Below are 17,955 nucleotides of genomic sequence, written 5' to 3'. Positions count from 1 at the left end.
GACAGCATAGCGCTTCTGCAGCGGCCTGGATTGCCATAGCGGAATTCTGCAAAAATACAGTAATTTTTTGCGATTTACCCTTGTCTCTGGCTTGAACGGGCCAAAAAAACTGCATAATCGCAGGAATTTTCACGTTTTGATTATTTTACGCCCGAAAATACTGCACTTTTGCAGTTTTGTTCTCGTAGGGCCCGCTGCGCGGTGTTCTCGTAGGGCCCACTGCGCGGTGTTCTCGTAGGGCCCGCTGCGCGGTGTTCTCGTAGGGCCCGCTGCGCGGTGTTCTCGTAGGGCCCGCTGCGCGGTGTTCTCGTAGAGCCCGCGCCGCGGCGTTTTCGCCGGGCCCGCGCAGCTTTGTTCCGGTAGAGCCCACAGCCGGCGCCAAGCGACACGCCGTCCGTCCCTATACATGACCGTTACGAACGCGTCCGATTCAGCAGCTCCCAGCGGTATACATATTCAAACAGAAATTCGAACGCCTCCAGATGGCGCTTCGCTTCGAAGGCGTTCGCTCCCCAGGCGTAAATGCCGTGCTTGCGCAGCAAAATGCCCGGGATGTTGCGGTCAAGCCGTGCGGTAATTTCCGGCACGATGCGCGGGATATCGGCATAATTGGGAACGATCGGGATTTCGATATGCGCTTCTTCTTCCCAGATGTTCAATCCTTTGATCAGCTCGACCCCGTCCACGGGGACCGCCCGCCGCTCCCAGAACCATTCCGACACGACGTTGTTCCAGACGGTATGCACGTGGAAGATGGCGCCGCACCCGGTCAGCCGGTAAATTTCGGTATGGATGAGCGTTTCCGCGGACGGCCGCAAGCCGGTCGCTTCGCACGGCTTTCCGTGCCGATCGACAAACAGGAAATCTTCCGGCGTGTCCTTCGTCTTATCTTTTCCGCTTGCCGTGATGGCAAAATAGAAGGATTCCGGCGTATAATCGCCGACCCTTACCGACAAATTGCCGCTTGTGCCGGCGAACCAGTTGCGGTCTGCGAACAGCCGCTTCACATCCCGCAGTTCGGCCAGCGCACGCTGCTTGTCTTCGAGGCGGATTTCAGCAAAATTCATCGGGTTATCGTCCTTTCCTGACGCAAATGGCGAATAACATCGTGGAACGTCTCAAATTCGATATGGGGAAGGCCGAGCTCCCGGCACTTTTCCGTCAACTGAGCGCGGGAAAATACGAGATCGACCAGCTTCGCGCCGGCAAAATCGGTCACGCTGTCGCCGATCAGCATCCGGTTGTACGCAGAAGGGGGATAGCGGCGAATGACCGTCGGCTTGCACATGCCGCAATCGTTGGAACATTCGCTGTCGCAAGCGTTCGGCCATGTAATCTCGATGCGCTCCCCGGAAAAATCGCTGCCGTTGCAAAAAATGTTCTCTTTCGGGATGCCGAACGGCTCCAGCACCGGATAGACGAAGAAGTCGATGCCGCCGCTCGTGACCAAAAACTCGATGTCGTTTTCACGGCAATAGTCCAGCAGCTCGGCGAAGCCGTCGCGGATTTTCGCCTGGGACACCGCAAATTCCGTTACTTCCCGGCGCTTCGCGGAAGGCAGCATGCGAAACAGCTCGCCGACGCCCTGGCGCACCGATTTCCGCTGATGGATAATATCGTCGACGACAGGCTGCCAGCCGGGCGGGTCAAAATGGCGGATAATCGCGATAATGTTATCGTTGACCGTAATCGTGCCGTCGAAGTCGCAAAAGATAATGTCCCGCTTTCCGCCGCTCATTCTTTAACCCCCCACGCCTCGATGGCGGCCTTCAGCGCTTCGTTGCCGCTTTGCGCCGCCGCTTCCCGCAGCGGAATGCCGGCGCCGCAAGCCGCGATCGCCTGACGGAACGCCCGGCCGCCGGCTTCGGTGCCCATCGGATGGCCGTGGATGCCGCCGCCGGCGTTGACGACGACGTCATGGCCGAAATCGCGCACGATCAGCGGCACGAGTCCGGGATGTATGCCTGCCGACGGCACCGGGAAGCTTGTCCTGAGCGGTACCGACCGGTCGAGCAGCGCATCCTTCACCGCCAAATTTTCCTCCTTCGGCATGACGACCGAGCCGTACGGGGAAGGGAAGAGCGCCAGATCGGCGCCGGCGAGCCGCATCAGCTTGCCGAGCAAAAGCGGCGCCGAGATGCCGTAATGCGGCGACGGGTAGAAGGCGCCTGCCATAGCCGGATGAGCGGCGATCGGCACCGTAATCGACGGATCGCGGCTCAGCTCGTGCAGCGCGTCGAATCCGTAGGCGAGCACGTTGAACAGCAGCGCGTTCGCGCCCGCGGCGATCGCCTTGCGCGCATTGGCGGCGAGCTGCGAGGTCGGACCGGTCAAATTGACGGCATACAGCAGCTTCTGCCCCGTCTCCGCTTCCGCCCGGCGAGCCGCGTCCATGCACGCTTCGACCCGTTTCTCCAGCGGCGTAAGCGGATTTTCGAACAGAATCTCGTCATCCTTGATCAGATCGACCCCGCCTAGCGCCTGACGGTAAAATTGCTCCTTCAAATTGGGCAGGTCGTGGCCGATCACCGATTTGAAAATGCTCATCAAGAGCTGGCGGTCATGGACGCCGAGCAGCTCGCGAACGCCGTCGACACCGAATTTCGGTCCGGGAAAGGCGGAGCGGAAATCGTCCGATACGTCCAGGTCGATCAGCTTGATCTTCCCGTCCATCGACAGCTTGCCGAACACGGTGACGAGCAGGGCGGGGAGATCGCGGCTGAAGTTGATGTCGGGATAGGCGATTTTCAGGTCGGCGTAGCGTTCGCCGGGTGCGGCTCCTTCAGGCTCGTGAACGTCGACCGATACGACGCGGCCGAGATGCTTCTCCATCTCTTTCTTCCGCGCTTCCGGCAGATCGGTCCAGCTTCCGACGGTCAAACCGACGGCGATCGATTGCGCTTTTTTATGGAAATCCGCCTTGTCGTCGTAGCAGCGGTATGTCGCGATGCAATAAGCCTGGTTCACTTGCTTGCACTCCTTTCCATGATAGCGCCGAGTTCGCCGGCCCGTTCGGCCGCCCGGGCGACGGCGCGCCGGATCGCGTCCGGGAATCCGGACTCGTCGAGCACGGCGATCGCCGCTTCCGTCGTGCCGCCGGGAGAGGTCACCTTGCGCCGCAGCTCGGCCGGATCTCCGCCGGTCGTCCGCATCATCTGGGCGGCGCCGAGCACGGTTTGCACCGTCAGCTCCCTGGCCGTTTCCGGTGCAAGGCCGAGCCGACCGGCCGCGTCGATCATCGCTTCCATCAAATAATAGACGTAGGCGGGCCCGCTTCCGGATACGCCGGTCACCGCGTCAAGCAGCGGCTCGTCGACGACCGCTGTCATGCCGACGGCGCCGAATATCGTCTCGGCGACCGCCCGTCCTTCAGCCGGCACGTTCGGCGAATAGCTGACGCCGGTCGCACCGAGGCCGATCGTGCTCGACGTATTCGGCATCGTCCGGACGACGGGTACGTTTTCGCCGACGAGCCGGCCGATCGTCGCGATCGGCAGCCCGGCGATGACGGAGACGAGCAGCTGCCGTTCCGTCACGACGCCGCGCAGGGCGGCGAGCGCCGCTTCGGCGTCTTTCGGCTTCATCGCCAGAAAGACGATATCGGCTTCACGCAGCCAGGCCAGCCGCTCGCCCGTATCGTGGAGCGGGGAGACCCCGTATCGTTCGGCCAGTTCGGCGAGCCGTCCGCCGTTGCTTCGGTTCATGACGCCGATTCGTTCCGGCGCGATGAGCCCGCGTTTGGTCAGCCCTTGAATGATCGCTTCCGCCATGGAGCCGGCGCCGTAGAAGCACAGGCGCATATCGCGCAGCGATACGGCGGTCGATTCGTTAGTCGTCATTAGCCATTTCCTCCTGATCGTTCGGGTGTGACCGAAATTGTTATTCCCGGATTTGCCCGGAGCCGTAAATGCGGTATTTGCTCGATGTCAACGCCGGCAGCCCCATCGGTCCGCGCGCATGCAGCTTCTGCGTGCTGATGCCGATTTCCGCGCCGAATCCGAACTCGAAGCCGTCGGTGAACCGCGTCGATGCGTTATGGTAGACGGCGGCTGCGTCCACTTCCTGCAGGAACCGCTCCGCATGGAGTTTGTTCTCCGTGACGATGCATTCGGAGTGCATCGTACCGAACCGGCGGATATGGTCGAGCGCCTCATCGAGGCCGGATACGATGCGGACGTTCAGAATATAATCGTTGTATTCAGTCGCATAATCTTCGTCCGTAGCCGGCTTCGCTTCGGGAATTAGCCGAAGCGTGGCAGGGCAGCCGCGAAGCTCGACATTCGCCGCAAGCAGCCGCTCTGCAATCCGCGGCAGATGAACGGCCGCGAACGATTCGTGGACGAGCAGCGTCTCCATCGCGTTGCAGACGGAGGGACGCTGGACTTTGGCATTGAAAGCGATATTGGACGCCATATCGGGATCGGCGCTTTCGTCAATGTACGTATGGCAAATGCCGGCGCCCGTTTCGATAACGGGCACGGTCGCATTTTCGACGACAGTGCGGATCAGCGAGGCGCCGCCGCGCGGAATGATGACGTCGATCAGGCCGTTCAGCTTCAGCATTTCGTCGACCGATGCGCGGCTCGCGTCTTCGATGAGCTGCAGCGCGTCGGCCGGCACGTCCGTTTCTGCAAGCGCGGCGCGCAGCGTTTCGACGATGCGCCGGTTCGTATGCAGGGCGGCCGATCCGCCTCGCAGCACGACGGCATTGCCGGTTTTCAGGCACAATCCGGCCGCGTCGACCGTCACGTTCGGGCGCGCCTCGTAGATCATGCCGATGACGCCGAGCGGAACCCGCACGCGCTCGATGCGCAGACCGTTCGGCCGCTCGAAGCTTTCGAGCAGATCTCCTACCGGGTCGGGCAGCTCCGCAATCTGTCTTAATCCTTCGGCAATTCCCGCGATCCGTGTCTCGTTCAGAGCGAGCCGGTCAAGCAGCGAGGGGGTCGTTCCGTTGTCGCGCCCTCTGGCCAGATCCTGCGCATTGGCTTCGAGGATGGCGTCCCGGCCGGCCACCAGCGCTTCCGCCATTCGGTTCAGCGCTTCGTTCTTCTGCCCGGATGTCAGCCGGTTCATCGTCTGCAAAGCGGTGCCGGCAAGCCGGGCTTTATCGATTACTTCACTCATATTCGTCATGCTCCTTTCGTACTTCATACTTCATAGCGCCGTAACGGCGTTTGCCTGCTGCTTGCGCTCAAAGCGTAATCCATTCATCGCGGTGGATGACCTCAATGCGTCCGACATCGATGCGCCGCCGCACCTCGTCCGTATTGAGACCGGCGACGGCTTGGATCTGCCAGGCGTCATAATTGACGACGCCGCGTCCGATCGTCTCCCGCTGCAGGTTGAGCACCTCGACGACATCCCCGTGGTGGAAATCGCCTTCGACGCCGCAGACGCCGGCCGGCAGCAAGCTTTTGCCGCCTTCCGCAAGCGCCCGTTCGGCACCGGCATCGACGACGATGCGGCCCTGGGGCATGGAGTGGAACGCGAGCCACTGCTTTTTCATCGGCAAGTTATGACGATGCGTATCGAAATAAGTCCCTTTGCCCGCGCCTTCGAACGCCAGCTTCAGATCGCCGGGCTCAACCGCCCGTCCGACGAACGCCGAAACGCCTCCGCGCATCGCGATGCGCGCCGCCTCGATTTTGGAGCGCATGCCGCCCGTGCCGACCGATGAACCGGCTCCTCCGGCGATTTCCAGAATGCGGCCGGATATTTGCTCGACCCGGTCGATGCGGCACGCCTCCGGATCTTTGCGCGGATCGGCCGTATACAGCCCGTCCGTATCGGTCAGAATGAACAGTCTGGAGGCTCTGACCAGGTTGGCGACGAGCGCGGACAACGTGTCGTTGTCCCCGAATTTCAGCTCGTGCGTCGCCACCGTGTCGTTTTCGTTAATAATAGGGAGGATGCGGTGGCGAAGCAGCTCTTCGATCGTTTCCGAGGCGTTGCGGATTCGTTCCCGATTCGAGAAATCGGCGCGCGTGAGCAGCAGCTGCGCCACTACGATGCCGTGACGCGCGAACGCTTCCTGGTACGACTGCATCAGAAGCGCCTGGCCGACGGCGGCGGCGGCCTGCTTCTCGCGCGTCTGCTTCGGGCGGACCGGATAGCCGATGCGCCGGAATCCGGCCGCAACGGCGCCGGAGGTGACGAGCAGCAGCTGATGCCCTTCGGCGTGCAGCGTGGCCAGCTCCGAAGCGAAAAAGGCGACCCGGTCGCGGTTCAATCCGCCTTCCTCCGATGTGAGCGAGCTGCTTCCGATTTTTACGACAATGACTTGTGACATAGTCCATCCCTTCTTTGTTTGCCGATGATCCCGGTAACCCGATGCTCCCGATAAAATGAAAAGACTCCCGTCCTTAAAGGACGAAAGTCTGGGCTTCCGCGGTACCACCTTCATTGACGGACGCCGATCGTCGGCTTCCGTCCAGCTTGCGGCCTGATAACAGCAGGCGCCGTCCGGCTCGTCGCCGGCCGCTCGGGGGTGGGGTTCGGTCCGCGGGCGCGGCGGATTCTTCCAGCCTCAAGGAATCCGCTCTCTGATCGCGCCGCATGCAGCCTACTGGCCCCGTCATCGCGTTCGATGTTCATTTATATAACGTTAGCATACCACGTCTGCTATACGGTGTAAAGGTCGCACAAGGCCAAGCCGCCGGTGCGTCGCGTGCGGATAAGGCCCTGTGCAGGTGCGCAAAATGCCGCGCCGATGGAACGCCCCGCTGCGCTTGTCAGCCGAACAGGCCGAGCGCCCCGATGCGGCGGACGGCTTCCCGCAGCCGTTCTTCGTCCGCCAGCAGGCCGAGCCGGACATAGCCTTCGCCGCTCGCGCCGAAGCCGACGCCCGGCGCCACGACGACGTCGGCCCGCTCGAGCAGCAGGTCGGCGAATTCGGCGGAGCCGTACCCGGGCGGCACCGGCAGCCAGCAGAAGAACGAGCCGCCCGGTCGGTCGGCTTTCCAGCCGATTCGGCCGAGCTCGTCGAACAGCGCTTCCCGCCGCCGCTCGTACAGGGCGTTCAGCTCTTTCACGCATTGCTGCGGTCCGGTCAGCGCCGCGGCGGCCGCTTCCTGAATGCCGCCGAACAGGCTGCAGTAATAATGATCCTGGATCAGATTGATCAGAGAGACGATCTGCGCGTTGCCGGCCGCGAAGCCGACCCGCCAGCCGGCCATATTGTACGTCTTGGAAAGCGTATAAAATTCGATGCCGACCTCTTTGGCGCCCGGCGTCTCGAGAAAGCTGACCGGCCGGCGTCCGTCGAATCCGATCGCGCCGTAGGCGAAGTCGCTGGCGACGGCGATGCCGTAGCGGGACGCGAATTCGACCGTATCGGCGTAAAAGGCCGGATCGGCGATCGCCCCTGTCGGGTTGTTCGGATAATTGAGGAACATCAGCTTGGCGCGGTTCGCATCCGCCGCGGGGACGGCCGCATAATCCGGCAGAAAGCCGTTTTCCTTGCGCAGCGGCATAAACCGCATCTCGGCGCCGGCCAGCGCGACGCCCGACCAGTAATCGGGATATCCCGGATCGGGAACGAGGCAGATATCGCCCGGATCGAGCAGGCATTGGCTGATTTCGATCAGTCCGGTTTTGCCTCCGAACAGGATGGCGACCTCGGTATCGGGATCGAGCTCGACATTATAGTCTTCCTTATAGCGGAAAGCAATCGCTTCCTTCAAAAACCGGTAGCCGCTGAAAGGCGGATAACGGTGATAGAGCGGGTTGTCCGCCGCTTCCTTCAGCTTCGCCACGATATGGGCCGGCGTCGGCTGATCCGGATTGCCTTGGCCGAGATTGATAACGTCGCGGCCTTTCGCCGCCTGCGCGTTCGCTTTGCCGACCAGAGCGGCGAAAAACTGCTTGGGCAGCCCTTTGATCCGGCCGGCCGGTTCGAATATCCGTTTCTGTTGAATCATCGTCGGTTTCACGCTCCATGCCTGCTTCTTAACCATATTATGATATACGATAGCATGAAGCGGCCCGTCCGTCGAGGGGAAAGTCTTCTAAACGGATCGGAATTGGGTGAGAGATCAGCTGCGACCGTCCGGTTTGCGCGCGAATCCGGGTTGTCCGGCGAGCCCCGTCTTTTGCAGAAACGGCGTGATGTCCGCTTTGAACAGCAGCACATAAGGACGCCGCTGCTCGTCGAACACGAGAAGCGTGTGTTCGGCGTCCCGGCAATAGAACAAAAATACGTCGTGAGTCGTCAGCGACGTCCCTTTCACGTGAACGGCGGCGGGCTTGTCGAGCGGCACGCGGAAGACGAACGGGCATTCCTTGTCTGCCTTGATCCGGGGCGAGAGCGCGTAGGCCGAGCGCAGCCAGCCGTGGGCCATCTCTTGAATTTGGGCATCGTTATCGAAGGAACGGACGACGCGGCCCGCCGCGGTGTCGAACATCTGGATCGGCTTCAGCGGCTCGGTGGAAGCGAAAGCTACCGGAACGGCTGCGGACAGCGTCAGCATGGCGGCGGCAAGCAGAACCGGCGTCATTCGAACAATTCTGGCTATCATGATCGTTGTCTCCCGTCTGTAGTTGGAATGGCCTTACATATCCTATAACGTTCCCATCTTGACACGGAACCATGAAAGGGTATCATTAGGAAAAAACAAGACGGCTTTGGGCCGTTATAACGGGAGTGCTTGATGGAACATGGCAAACGACAAAGAACGGCGGTTGAAAATCGCGCTGCTGCAAATGGATGTCCGGGCCGGCGAACCCGAAGCGAATTTCGCAAAGCTTACCGCGATGCTGGAGGAGGCGGCCGCGCTGCCGGACAAGCCGGACATCGTCGTCGCGCCGGAAATGTGGAACACCGGATATGCGCTCGAGCGGATCGGCGAGCTGGCCGACCCGGAAGGGTCCCGGACGAAATCGATTTTATCCGCGTTCGCCCGGAAGCACGGCATTCATCTGATCGGCGGCTCGATTGCGGAGAAGCGGGAGAGAGGGGTGTACAACACCGCCTATTCGTTCGATCGTCAGGGGCGGCTAAACGCGGCTTATTCGAAAATTCATCTGTTCCGGCTGATGGATGAGGAGAAGCATCTGCTGGCCGGCGACGCCCCCGGGCGGCTCACGGTCGATGGGGAAGCGGCCGGCATGATGATCTGTTACGACATCCGCTTCCCGGAGCTGGCGCGCAAGCTGGCGCTTGACGGGGCGAAGGTGCTGTTCGTGCCGGCCGAATGGCCGCATCCGCGGCTGCACCATTGGCGCACGCTGCTGATGGCGCGGGCGATCGAGAACCAGATGTTCGTCATCGCCTGCAACCGCTGCGGCACGAGCGGCGACACGTCCTTCTTCGGCCATTCGATGGTGATCGACCCGTGGGGTGAAATCGTGGCGGAAGCGGGCGAGGAAGAGACGGTGCTGACGGCGGACATCGATCTGGCCCTTGTCGACGAAGTGCGCGCCCGCATTCCGGTATTCGAAGACCGGCGGCCGTCGCTGTACGCCGATTGACGCGGATCAGAGGGAGTAGTAGCGCGCGACCGTCGTCTTCATCGTCTCGATGAACGCTTCCGCCGCTTTGGACAAATAGCGGCCTTTGCGGCTGGCGATGACGAGCGTGCGCGACGCTTCCGGCTCGGTCAGGCGAAGATAGGCCGGGGCGAATTCGCTTTCTTGCGGACGGGTCAGCATTTTCGGCACGAAGGCGATGCCCATGCCGCCGGCGACGAGCGACTGGACCGTTTCGATATTGCTGCTCTCAAATACGACGCGCGGCGAAAAACCGGCCTGTTCGCACAAATTGTACGTAATTTGGCGGAAGCCCTGTCCTTTTTTCAACACGATAAACGGCTCTTCGGCCAGCTCCCGCATCGGAACGGGCGATGTGCGGCCGGCAAGCGGATGGCCCGGCGGCACGGCGAGACATATTTCCTCTTCGATGAGCGGCTCCCAGGCGAGGGACGGCTCCTGAAGCGGCAGCGTCAGCAGGCTCAGGTCGGTTTCGCCGCTTGCGGTCAGCTGCTCCAGCCGCGAGGACGTATCTTCGATGAGCGTAATTTCGATTTGCGGGTACTGGCCGCCGAACACCGGCAGGACGAGCGGCAATATTTGCGACCCGGTAATCGGGAGACTGCCGACGACGAGCCGTCCGCGCCGCATGAGCGCCATGTCGTCCATTTCCTGCTTCAGCTGCTCGACGGTGTCGAGTATCGTCTGGGCCCGCCGGACGAACGCTTCCCCGGCATGCGTCAGCTCGACCGAGTTCGTCGTCCGCCGGAACAGCAGGACGCCAAGCTCCTTCTCCAGCTTGGTCAGCTGCTGGCTGAGCGACGGCTGCGCGATATGCAGCTTTTCCGCCGCCCGGGAAAAATTTTTGTCCTTGGCGATTTGGATGACGTACTGCAGCTGGCGAAGTTCCATAGAAAATCGCTCCTTCGATGCTTATCGGATATTTATTGGAATTTGGAATTTTGAAGTTGATCGGATGTTTATCGCTTTTCGGATGGTTATCGCTTTATAGTTTCGATCTATAGCTTTTATAGATATTATATCTTGGAACAATTAAGAAAGAAATGATATGCTCGATCTAGCAGAAAGAAGCGCGATTGCATGTTTATAGACATTAACGGGGTGATGGCAATGGCAAAGAAGACGATGTTTGAAAAAATCTGGGAAAATCACGAAATTCATCGGGAAGAAGGAAAACCGAGCATTCTCTATATCGACCTGCATCTCGTGCACGAGGTGACGTCGCCGCAGGCGTTCGAAGGACTCCGCCTGAACGGGCGCAAAGTTCGCCGTCCGGATTTGACGTTCGCGACGATGGACCATAACGTGCCGACGAAAGACCGCTTCAACATTACCGATCCGATTTCCAAGCAGCAGATCGAAACGCTGAAGAAAAACTGCGAAGATTTCGGCGTGAAGCTGTTTGACCTGAACAGTATCGATCAGGGCGTCGTGCACGTCATGGGGCCGGAGCTGGGGCTGACGCATCCGGGCAAGACGATCGTGTGCGGCGACAGCCATACGTCGACGCACGGCGCGTTCGGCGCGCTCGCATTCGGCATCGGGACGAGCGAAGTGGAGCATGTGCTGGCGACCCAATGCTTGCAGCAGGCCAAACCGAAGACGATGGAGGTCCGCTTCGTCGGCACCCGCAAGCCCGGCGTAACGGCGAAAGACATGATTCTCGGCGTCATCGCCAAATACGGCACCGATTTCGCCACCGGCTACGTGCTGGAGTATACCGGCGAAGCGATTCGCGCGCTGTCGATGGAGGAGCGGATGACGATCTGCAACATGTCGATCGAGGCGGGCGCGCGCGCCGGACTGATCGCCCCCGATGAGACGACGTTCGAATATTTGCGGGGACGCGAATACGCGCCGAAAGGCGAGGAGTTCGACAAGGCGGTCGAAAAATGGAAGGCGCTCGCGACCGACGAAGGCGCCGTGTACGACAAAGTCGTCGAGTTCGACGTCGATTCGCTCATTCCTCAGGTAACGTGGGGCACGAGCCCGGGCATGGGCACCGACATTACCGGCGTCGTGCCGGACCCGCAAAGCTTCCCGACGGAGAACGAGCGCAAAGCGGCCGAGAAGGCGCTGGAATATATGGGGCTGACGCCGGGAACGCCGATGACCGAAATTCCGGTCGACTACGTGTTCATCGGATCGTGCACGAACGGCCGGATCGAGGATTTGCGCGCCGCCGCCGCCGTCGCCAAAGGCTATAAGGTGAACGACCGCGTCACCGCGATCGTCGTGCCGGGATCGGGCCGGGTCAAGCTGCAGGCGGAGAAGGAAGGGCTCGACCGCATCTTCAAGGAAGCGGGCTTCGAATGGCGCGATGCGGGCTGCTCGATGTGTCTGGCGATGAACCCGGACGTGCTGCAGCCGGGACAGCGCTGCGCCTCGACGTCCAACCGGAACTTCGAAGGCCGCCAAGGCCGCGGCGGGCGCACGCATCTCGTTTCGCCGGCGATGGCCGCAGCCGCTGCGATCAAGGGCCACTTTACCGACGTTCGCGACTGGAAATTCAAAACCGAAGTGTTGAACTAACGATTTGCGCATAGAGAGGGGAAGTTACGACCATGGAACCATTCAAAACGCTGACCGGCATCGTGGCGCCGGTCGACCGCGTCAACGTCGATACCGACGCGATCATTCCGAAGCAGTTTCTGAAGCGCATCGAACGCAGCGGCTTCGGCCAGTTTCTCTTTTACGAATGGCGCTTCGACGAAGCGGGCAACGAAAACCCGGATTTCGAACTGAACAAGCCGCGTTACAAGGGCGCTTCGATTTTGATTTCCAGAGCCAATTTCGGCTGCGGCTCCTCCCGCGAGCATGCGCCCTGGGCGATTCTTGATTACGGCTTCAAATGCGTCATCGCGCCTTCTTTCGCGGATATTTTCTACAACAACTGCTTCAAAAACGGCATACTGCCGATCCGCTTGAGCGAAGAGCAGGTCGACGAGCTGTTCCGGCGGACGGCAGCCCACGAGGGTTACAAGCTGACCGTCGATCTGGAGAACAAGAAGCTGTCCGACGAATACGGGCTTGATCTTTCGTTCGATCTCGACGAACACCGCCGCCAATTTTTGCTGCTCGGCCTGGACGATATCGCCCTGACGCTGCAGCATGAGGACAAAATTGCGGCATACGAGGCCAAACACGGGTAAGCTGCGGCGCGCAGCCGGAAGCTGGCGGAAGCTGACGAAAATTCGGCGATGCCTGATGTTGGCGGAAACCGGCGGAATTCGGCCAGCTCCGATGCTTGCGATTGCGGAAAACCGGGGCCGTCCATTCGGGGCGGCCGCCGGTTTTTTTCGCTTTTCGCCAAAAATTATTCGACATTCTCGCAACTTTTCTCGCATTTTTGCGTCTAATCTATCGTTCGTAATCGTTGAATCGTCGAATCGTCGAATCGTCGCGGCTCGTTTGCGGGCAATACCAGTCATCAGAGGTGAAAGATGAAGAAGTTCGTTCCTTTTCTGTTTTTTCTGTCGTTCCTGTCCGTATTGTTTATCGGCGTCGGACAAGCCGCGGCTGACGCACCGAAGCTGTACCTGAACGGGAAGCCGCTGGAATCCGACGTCGAACCGGCGGTCGTCAACCAGACGACGCTCGTGCCGATCCGCGTCATTGCGGAAGGGCTCGGGTTCGATGTCATCTGGCAGAAGGAAAGTAAAAAGGTCATCGTACATAACGGAGAAACCCGAATCGAATTTACGCTCGACGACCGTACGGCGCTTGTCAACGGCGAAGCCAAAACGCTTCTTGCCCCCGCAACGGCGATCAAAAACCGGACGATGATTCCGCTCCGCTTCGTCGGGGAGAATATGGGGCTTGACGTGTACTGGGATCAGAAAACGAAAACGGTCCAGCTTTTCCAGCAGGTGAAGCCGGCCGATCCGCCGCCGGCCGAACCGCCAAAGACGGAGACGCCGGAGATCCCGGCAAAAGGCAAGCTCAAGTCGATCGAGTATAACGGCCTCGGCAGCGTCATTTTGCGCTATGAAGGCGATGTGAAGGCGAACAAGCCGTTCGTGCTGAACGCTCCGGACCGAATCGTCCTCGATTTGCCCGACACGGCGTTCGCGTCCGATTTCCTCCCAGAGCCGCCGGTCAAGGGGACCGGCGGAAGCTTGACGGTCGACGGACATCCGACGCTGACGAAAGTCCGCTATTCACTCTACTCGGACAAGCCTTCGACGATCCGCGTCGTGCTTGACCTGACGGCTCCGACGAACTATACCTTTACCGAAGGACAAGGGGAGCTGCGCATCGACGTGCTGGACGCGGCCGGTCCCGCCCCGTCGCAGCCGCCGGCAACGGAGCCTCCCGCGACCGATCCGTCCAAGCCGCCGGCGAAGAAGTACAAAGTCGTCATCGACGCGGGACATGGCGGCCACGATCCGGGCGCCAAGAGCGTGCTCGGCTACAACGAGAAGGAATTGAACCTGAAGATCGCGCTCAAACTGTATGAGCTGCTGAAGAAGGAGCCGGCGATAGAGCCGTATCTGACCCGCAAGGACGATACGTTCGTCGCGCTGGACGATCGGGCCAAATTCGCCAACGATCTCAAAGCGGACATCTTTATTTCGATCCACGGCAACAGCTTCACGCCTTCGGCGACCGGTACCGAAACGTACTACAACCGGTCGGACAGCAAGCAATTGGCGGAAATTCTTCACCAGCATGTGCTGAAAGCAACCGGCTTTAAGGATCGCGGCGTCAAGACGGCCGGTTATGTCGTCATCAAGAAGACGACGATGCCGGCGGTGCTGGTGGAAACCGGCTTCCTGTCCAACAAGGACGACGCGGCAGCGCTGCAGAAAGAAGAGACGCAAAACCGGATCGCACAAGAGCTCGTGGCAGGCATCAAAAAATATTTGAAGCTCTGATGCCGCGCACATCATGTTGAATGAGGGGGCTGATCATCAATGCGGAGAATCGGACCGGCTTGGTTCGCGTTGCTCGCTGTCGCGTTGTTCATCCTGTCTGCGGGCTGCGGCGCGCGTACGAACGAAACCGGAGGATCCGGGGGAAACGGGACGCCGGAAGGCGGCGGTTCCGGGCAAACGGTTTCGGAGGCGAAGATCACGCTGTTTTTTACCGACGATGAAATGTCGGATATCGTGGAACAGCAGACCGTTATTCGTTACACGGACGACGAAGACAAACTGAAGCAAGCGCTGGAAGCGCTGCGCACCGGGGCGAAGGAAGGGGCCGTATCGCTGTGGGAAAAGGCGGAGTTCAAGTCCGTCAAGGCCGAAGGCGGAGCCGTTACGCTGGACATCCATCTGCCCGACGAGGCGCGGTTCGGCGCTCCGGGCGAAGCGCTTGCGCTCGAGTCGCTGAAGCGGACGCTGTTCCAGTTCGAAGAGGTGGAGAGTATCGAGGTGCTCGTGGACGGCGAAGCGGTAGACAGTTTGATGGGCCATGAAGAACTGCCGCATCCGATCGTCAGAGACGAATCGGCATAACGTTTGGCAATATTTTGTGACAACTGCCTTTCGGGGCAGTTTTTTTCTGTTTTCCGGCGGTTTTTCGGTTGCGCAGGGCGACAAATTTCGCTACACTTTGAAACGACAGTCTTTCACGGGAGCGAAACGGCATGAGAGCGAAGGAGAGAATGCGCCATATTTTGGACACGATCGCGGACATGTTTCCGGATGCCCGCTGCGAGCTGAACCACCGCAATCCGTTCGAGCTGACGATCGCGGTGCTGCTGTCGGCTCAATGCACCGACGAAACGGTCAATAAAGTTACGGCGCATTTGTTCGAGAAATACAAGAAGCCCGAGGACTATTTGGCCGTTCCGGTCGAGGAGCTGGAACAGGACATCCGGCGAATCGGCCTGTTTCGGAGCAAGGCTGCGAACATTCAGAAGCTGTGCCGGATTCTGATCGACAAATACGGCGGCGAAGTGCCGCGCGAGCATGCGCAGCTGACGGAGCTGCCCGGAGTCGGGCGCAAGACGGCGAACGTCGTCGTGTCGAACGCGTTCGACGTTCCGGCTATCGCTGTCGATACGCATGTGGAGCGCGTATCGAAGCGGCTTGGCATCGCCAAGCCGGACGACTCGGTGCTCGAGGTGGAGAAGCGGCTCATGAAGCTCGTGCCGCGCGAGGAGTGGACGCTCACGCATCACCGGCTTATTTTTTTCGGAAGATACCATTGCAAGGCGCAAAATCCGCAATGTCCGGTATGTCCTTTGCTGGATATATGCAAGGAAGGTCAGCGGCGCATGAAATCGGCCGTCGACCGGAAGAATAAGGGAAAGACAGTGAATTTGACCAGTAAAGGATGATGAAACTTGAAGTGCATCAGCGTGTTTACGAACGATTTCGCTCTGTTTTCGGACATTTACCCGCAAATCGTCAATTCGCCGCCGGCCGATAATGAGGATGTCGTCGTGGAAGGGATTACGGTGAGCGGGTCCGGAGATGTGCCGGCTTCCTACATCGAGCGGATGCGGACAAAGCCGGAAGTGGTCGTCATGAAAGAGAAAGATCGGAACATCGTCATTTTGCAGCACGGCAACGTTTTTGAGATTTGTCTGCCGATGGAGGAGCCGCCGGCCGTGTAACGAACGGCCGGCGCCGCGAACGTCGACGCTTCGTCGATTTTCGCGGCCGCCTGCGGACTTATATTTGCCGAAATCCGTCTCTGCGGCAAATCGTGCAGGAAGAAACGGGAAGCAAGTGGGGGAGCTGGAGCTTTGGAGACGATGATAACGAAAGGGGAACCATTGCCGGCCGCGGCGGAAGCCGTCGCCGGTTATTTGGCGCAGGCCGGGGATGCGCGCCGCGCGGAGCAGATATCGGAGCTGGCCGACAAGCTGGCGGAGGGGCGGCTTGCCGTCGCGTTCTGCGGCCATTTTTCGGCGGGCAAGTCGACGCTCGTCAACCGGCTGTGCGGCGCGCCGCTGCTGCCGTCCGGGCCGGTGCCGACAAGCGCGAACGTCGTGACGATCCGCGGGGGAGGAGAGCCGCGCGCATCGATCGTGCGGCTGGTGAACGGCCGTCCGGAGACGATCGAAGCGCCGCCGGAGCAGTTGGAGAAGTACTGCGTCGACGGCGAGCAGTTTGTAGCGGTCGATATCGTTTATCCGTCGCCTTTGCTCGGCGATCATACGGTGCTGCTCGATACGCCGGGCATCGACTCGACGGACGACGCCCATCGGCTGGCGACCGAATCGGCGCTGCATCTGGCCGACGTCGTGTTTTACGTGATGGATTACAACCATGTGCAGTCGGAGATCAATTTTGCCTTCGCCAGACAGCTCAAGGACTGGGGCAAACCGCTCTATCTGATTGTCAATCAAATCGACAAGCACCGCGAACGGGAGCTGCCGTTCGCGGCGTACCGCGCCGCCGTCGAGGAGGCGTTCGCCAACTGGCATCTGGAGCCGGACGGAATCGTCTACTTGTCGCTCCGCGATCCGGAGCATCCGCACAGCGAATGGTCGAAGCTGACGGCGCTGCTGGCCCGGCTGCGGGAGATGCGGGCGGAGCTGGCCGCTTACAGCGTCGGCGCGTCGCTTCGCCATATCGCCGAGACGCATTTGAAGGAGCGCGAGAACGGGGAAGCGCCTGAGCGCGACCGTTTGCTGGCGGAAGCGGGCGGCGAGGAGGCGGCCGCCCGGCTGCGCAGCGAAGCGGAAGAGCTGGAGCGCAAGCTGGAAGAGCTGAAGCAGCGGCCCGAGCGGCTGCGCCAGAAGGTGCGGGCGGACGTGCAGGCCGTGCTGGACAACGCCAATGTGACGCCGGCAGCGACGCGGGATTTGGCGCACGCCTTCCTCGAGAGCCGCAAACCCGGTTTTCGCGCGGGGCTGCTGTTCGCGGGAGCGAAGACGGCGGCGGAGAAGGAACGGCGGCTTGAGGCGTTTCGCGCCGATCTGGCAAGCCAGGTGGAAGCGGCTGTCGTATGGCATGTCAAGGACGCGCTGCGCAAGGCGGCGGAAAGCTTCGGTCCGGCGGAAGCGGGCGATGGGGAGCTGGACGGTATGCTGGCCCGGCTCGACTGGACGCCGGACGACGAGTTTTTGCTGAAGCGGGTGAAGGAAGGCGCCGTATTCGGCAACGAGTATACGATGACTTACTGCCGGGATGTAGCGGCCGACACGAAATCGTGGTTCCGGCAGCGCGCGTTCGAGCTTGCCGACGAGCTGGCGGAGCGCGCGGCGCAAGGCGCGGCAGCGGAGGCCGCCGCCGCGGAAGCCGCGCTCGCGGAGCTGCGCGGGCGCTCGGCGGCGCTGGAGGCGCTGTCCGGCCTGGAGCGGGCCGCAGCCGAGCGCAGGCAGCGGCTGCTGGCGCTGCTGCCGGAGCCGGCGGCCAGACCGGCGCTGCCGTCTCCGGACGCGCTGTCGCCGGCCGGCGCAGCGCAGGGGACGGCGACAGCCGCGGACACGCCGCCGCGCGCTGCCGCGCCGATCCCGGCCGCGTCGCCGATCCCGGCCGCGCAGCCGCAGCCCGCGCCGCGCGAAGC

Annotated in this window: 17 protein-coding genes; 8 read left to right on the top strand and 9 right to left on the bottom strand. The window is 61.0% G+C overall.

Going from position 1 to position 17,955, the window contains the following annotated elements:
- Window positions 1-413: 413 nt before the first annotated feature.
- From mtnB to ABEV74_RS02800, 8 genes are all read right to left on the bottom strand, one after another.
- Window positions 414-1,067, bottom strand: coding sequence for a methylthioribulose 1-phosphate dehydratase (gene mtnB, locus ABEV74_RS02835; protein ID WP_062492801.1), 654 nt, complete (start codon window positions 1,065-1,067; stop codon window positions 414-416).
- Window positions 1,064-1,738, bottom strand: coding sequence for a 2-hydroxy-3-keto-5-methylthiopentenyl-1-phosphate phosphatase (locus ABEV74_RS02830; RefSeq protein ID WP_430143294.1), 675 nt, complete (start codon window positions 1,736-1,738; stop codon window positions 1,064-1,066). The genes mtnB and ABEV74_RS02830 overlap by 4 nt, the downstream gene beginning before the upstream one ends.
- Complete coding sequence (locus ABEV74_RS02825) at window positions 1,735-2,967, bottom strand: 2,3-diketo-5-methylthiopentyl-1-phosphate enolase (protein ID WP_430143292.1); 1,233 nt, start codon at window positions 2,965-2,967, stop codon at window positions 1,735-1,737. Before ABEV74_RS02825 ends, ABEV74_RS02830 begins: the two co-directional genes overlap by 4 nt.
- Window positions 2,964-3,839, bottom strand: coding sequence for a pyrroline-5-carboxylate reductase (gene proC / locus ABEV74_RS02820; protein ID WP_430143290.1), 876 nt, complete (start codon window positions 3,837-3,839; stop codon window positions 2,964-2,966). The genes ABEV74_RS02825 and proC overlap by 4 nt, the downstream gene beginning before the upstream one ends.
- Before the next feature lie 40 nt (window positions 3,840-3,879).
- Window positions 3,880-5,127 (bottom strand): glutamate-5-semialdehyde dehydrogenase, encoded by a 1,248-nt coding sequence (locus ABEV74_RS02815; protein ID WP_430143288.1) that lies wholly within the window; start codon window positions 5,125-5,127, stop codon window positions 3,880-3,882.
- A 67-nt stretch (window positions 5,128-5,194) separates the two neighbouring features.
- Window positions 5,195-6,292, bottom strand: coding sequence for a glutamate 5-kinase (proB, locus tag ABEV74_RS02810; RefSeq protein ID WP_430143286.1), 1,098 nt, complete (start codon window positions 6,290-6,292; stop codon window positions 5,195-5,197).
- 442 nt (window positions 6,293-6,734) lie between these two features.
- A complete protein-coding gene (locus tag ABEV74_RS02805; RefSeq protein ID WP_430143299.1) occupies window positions 6,735-7,922 on the bottom strand; it encodes a pyridoxal phosphate-dependent aminotransferase in 1,188 nt (395 codons plus the stop codon).
- A 114-nt stretch (window positions 7,923-8,036) separates the two neighbouring features.
- Window positions 8,037-8,519 (bottom strand): hypothetical protein, encoded by a 483-nt coding sequence (locus ABEV74_RS02800; RefSeq protein WP_430143284.1) that lies wholly within the window; start codon window positions 8,517-8,519, stop codon window positions 8,037-8,039.
- A gap of 139 nt (window positions 8,520-8,658) precedes the next feature.
- Here ABEV74_RS02800 and ABEV74_RS02795 point away from each other — a divergent pair, with 139 nt between their 5' ends.
- The gene (locus tag ABEV74_RS02795; protein ID WP_430143282.1) at window positions 8,659-9,471 is read left to right on the top strand and encodes a carbon-nitrogen family hydrolase; all 813 of its coding nucleotides are present in this window, start codon (window positions 8,659-8,661) and stop codon (window positions 9,469-9,471) included.
- 6 nt (window positions 9,472-9,477) lie between these two features.
- Here the strand turns inward: ABEV74_RS02795 and ABEV74_RS02790 are convergent, their stop codons facing one another.
- Complete coding sequence (locus ABEV74_RS02790) at window positions 9,478-10,380, bottom strand: LysR family transcriptional regulator (RefSeq protein WP_430143280.1); 903 nt, start codon at window positions 10,378-10,380, stop codon at window positions 9,478-9,480.
- Between the two features lie 219 nt (window positions 10,381-10,599).
- Here ABEV74_RS02790 and leuC point away from each other — a divergent pair, with 219 nt between their 5' ends.
- The 7 genes from leuC to ABEV74_RS02755 form a co-directional block, all read left to right on the top strand.
- A complete protein-coding gene (gene leuC / locus ABEV74_RS02785) occupies window positions 10,600-12,021 on the top strand; it encodes a 3-isopropylmalate dehydratase large subunit (RefSeq protein WP_213530225.1) in 1,422 nt (473 codons plus the stop codon).
- Window positions 12,022-12,053: 32 nt separating this feature from the next.
- Entirely contained in the window at window positions 12,054-12,641 is a 588-nt protein-coding gene (gene leuD, locus ABEV74_RS02780; protein ID WP_062492811.1) for a 3-isopropylmalate dehydratase small subunit, read from the top strand.
- A 291-nt stretch (window positions 12,642-12,932) separates the two neighbouring features.
- Window positions 12,933-14,366: an N-acetylmuramoyl-L-alanine amidase family protein gene (locus ABEV74_RS02775; RefSeq protein ID WP_430143277.1), complete on the top strand. Its 1,434-nt coding sequence runs from the start codon at window positions 12,933-12,935 to the stop codon at window positions 14,364-14,366.
- 39 nt (window positions 14,367-14,405) lie between these two features.
- Window positions 14,406-14,948: a GerMN domain-containing protein gene (locus tag ABEV74_RS02770; protein WP_062492813.1), complete on the top strand. Its 543-nt coding sequence runs from the start codon at window positions 14,406-14,408 to the stop codon at window positions 14,946-14,948.
- Between the two features lie 131 nt (window positions 14,949-15,079).
- Complete coding sequence (gene nth / locus ABEV74_RS02765) at window positions 15,080-15,775, top strand: endonuclease III (protein ID WP_430143275.1); 696 nt, start codon at window positions 15,080-15,082, stop codon at window positions 15,773-15,775.
- Window positions 15,776-15,781: 6 nt separating this feature from the next.
- Window positions 15,782-16,054, top strand: a complete 273-nt coding sequence (locus ABEV74_RS02760; protein WP_062492815.1) for a hypothetical protein — start codon at window positions 15,782-15,784, stop codon at window positions 16,052-16,054.
- Between the two features lie 141 nt (window positions 16,055-16,195).
- A partial coding sequence (locus ABEV74_RS02755) for a dynamin family protein (protein WP_430143297.1) occupies window positions 16,196-17,955 on the top strand: 1,760 nt, incomplete at its 3' end.

This window comes from Paenibacillus cisolokensis (assembly GCF_050481165.1).
In the GTDB taxonomy this organism is placed as follows: Bacteria; Bacillota; Bacilli; order Paenibacillales; family Paenibacillaceae; genus Paenibacillus_AH; species Paenibacillus_AH cisolokensis.
Note: the sequence above shows the minus strand (reverse complement) of the source record. Positions and strands in the feature narration are given on the sequence as shown.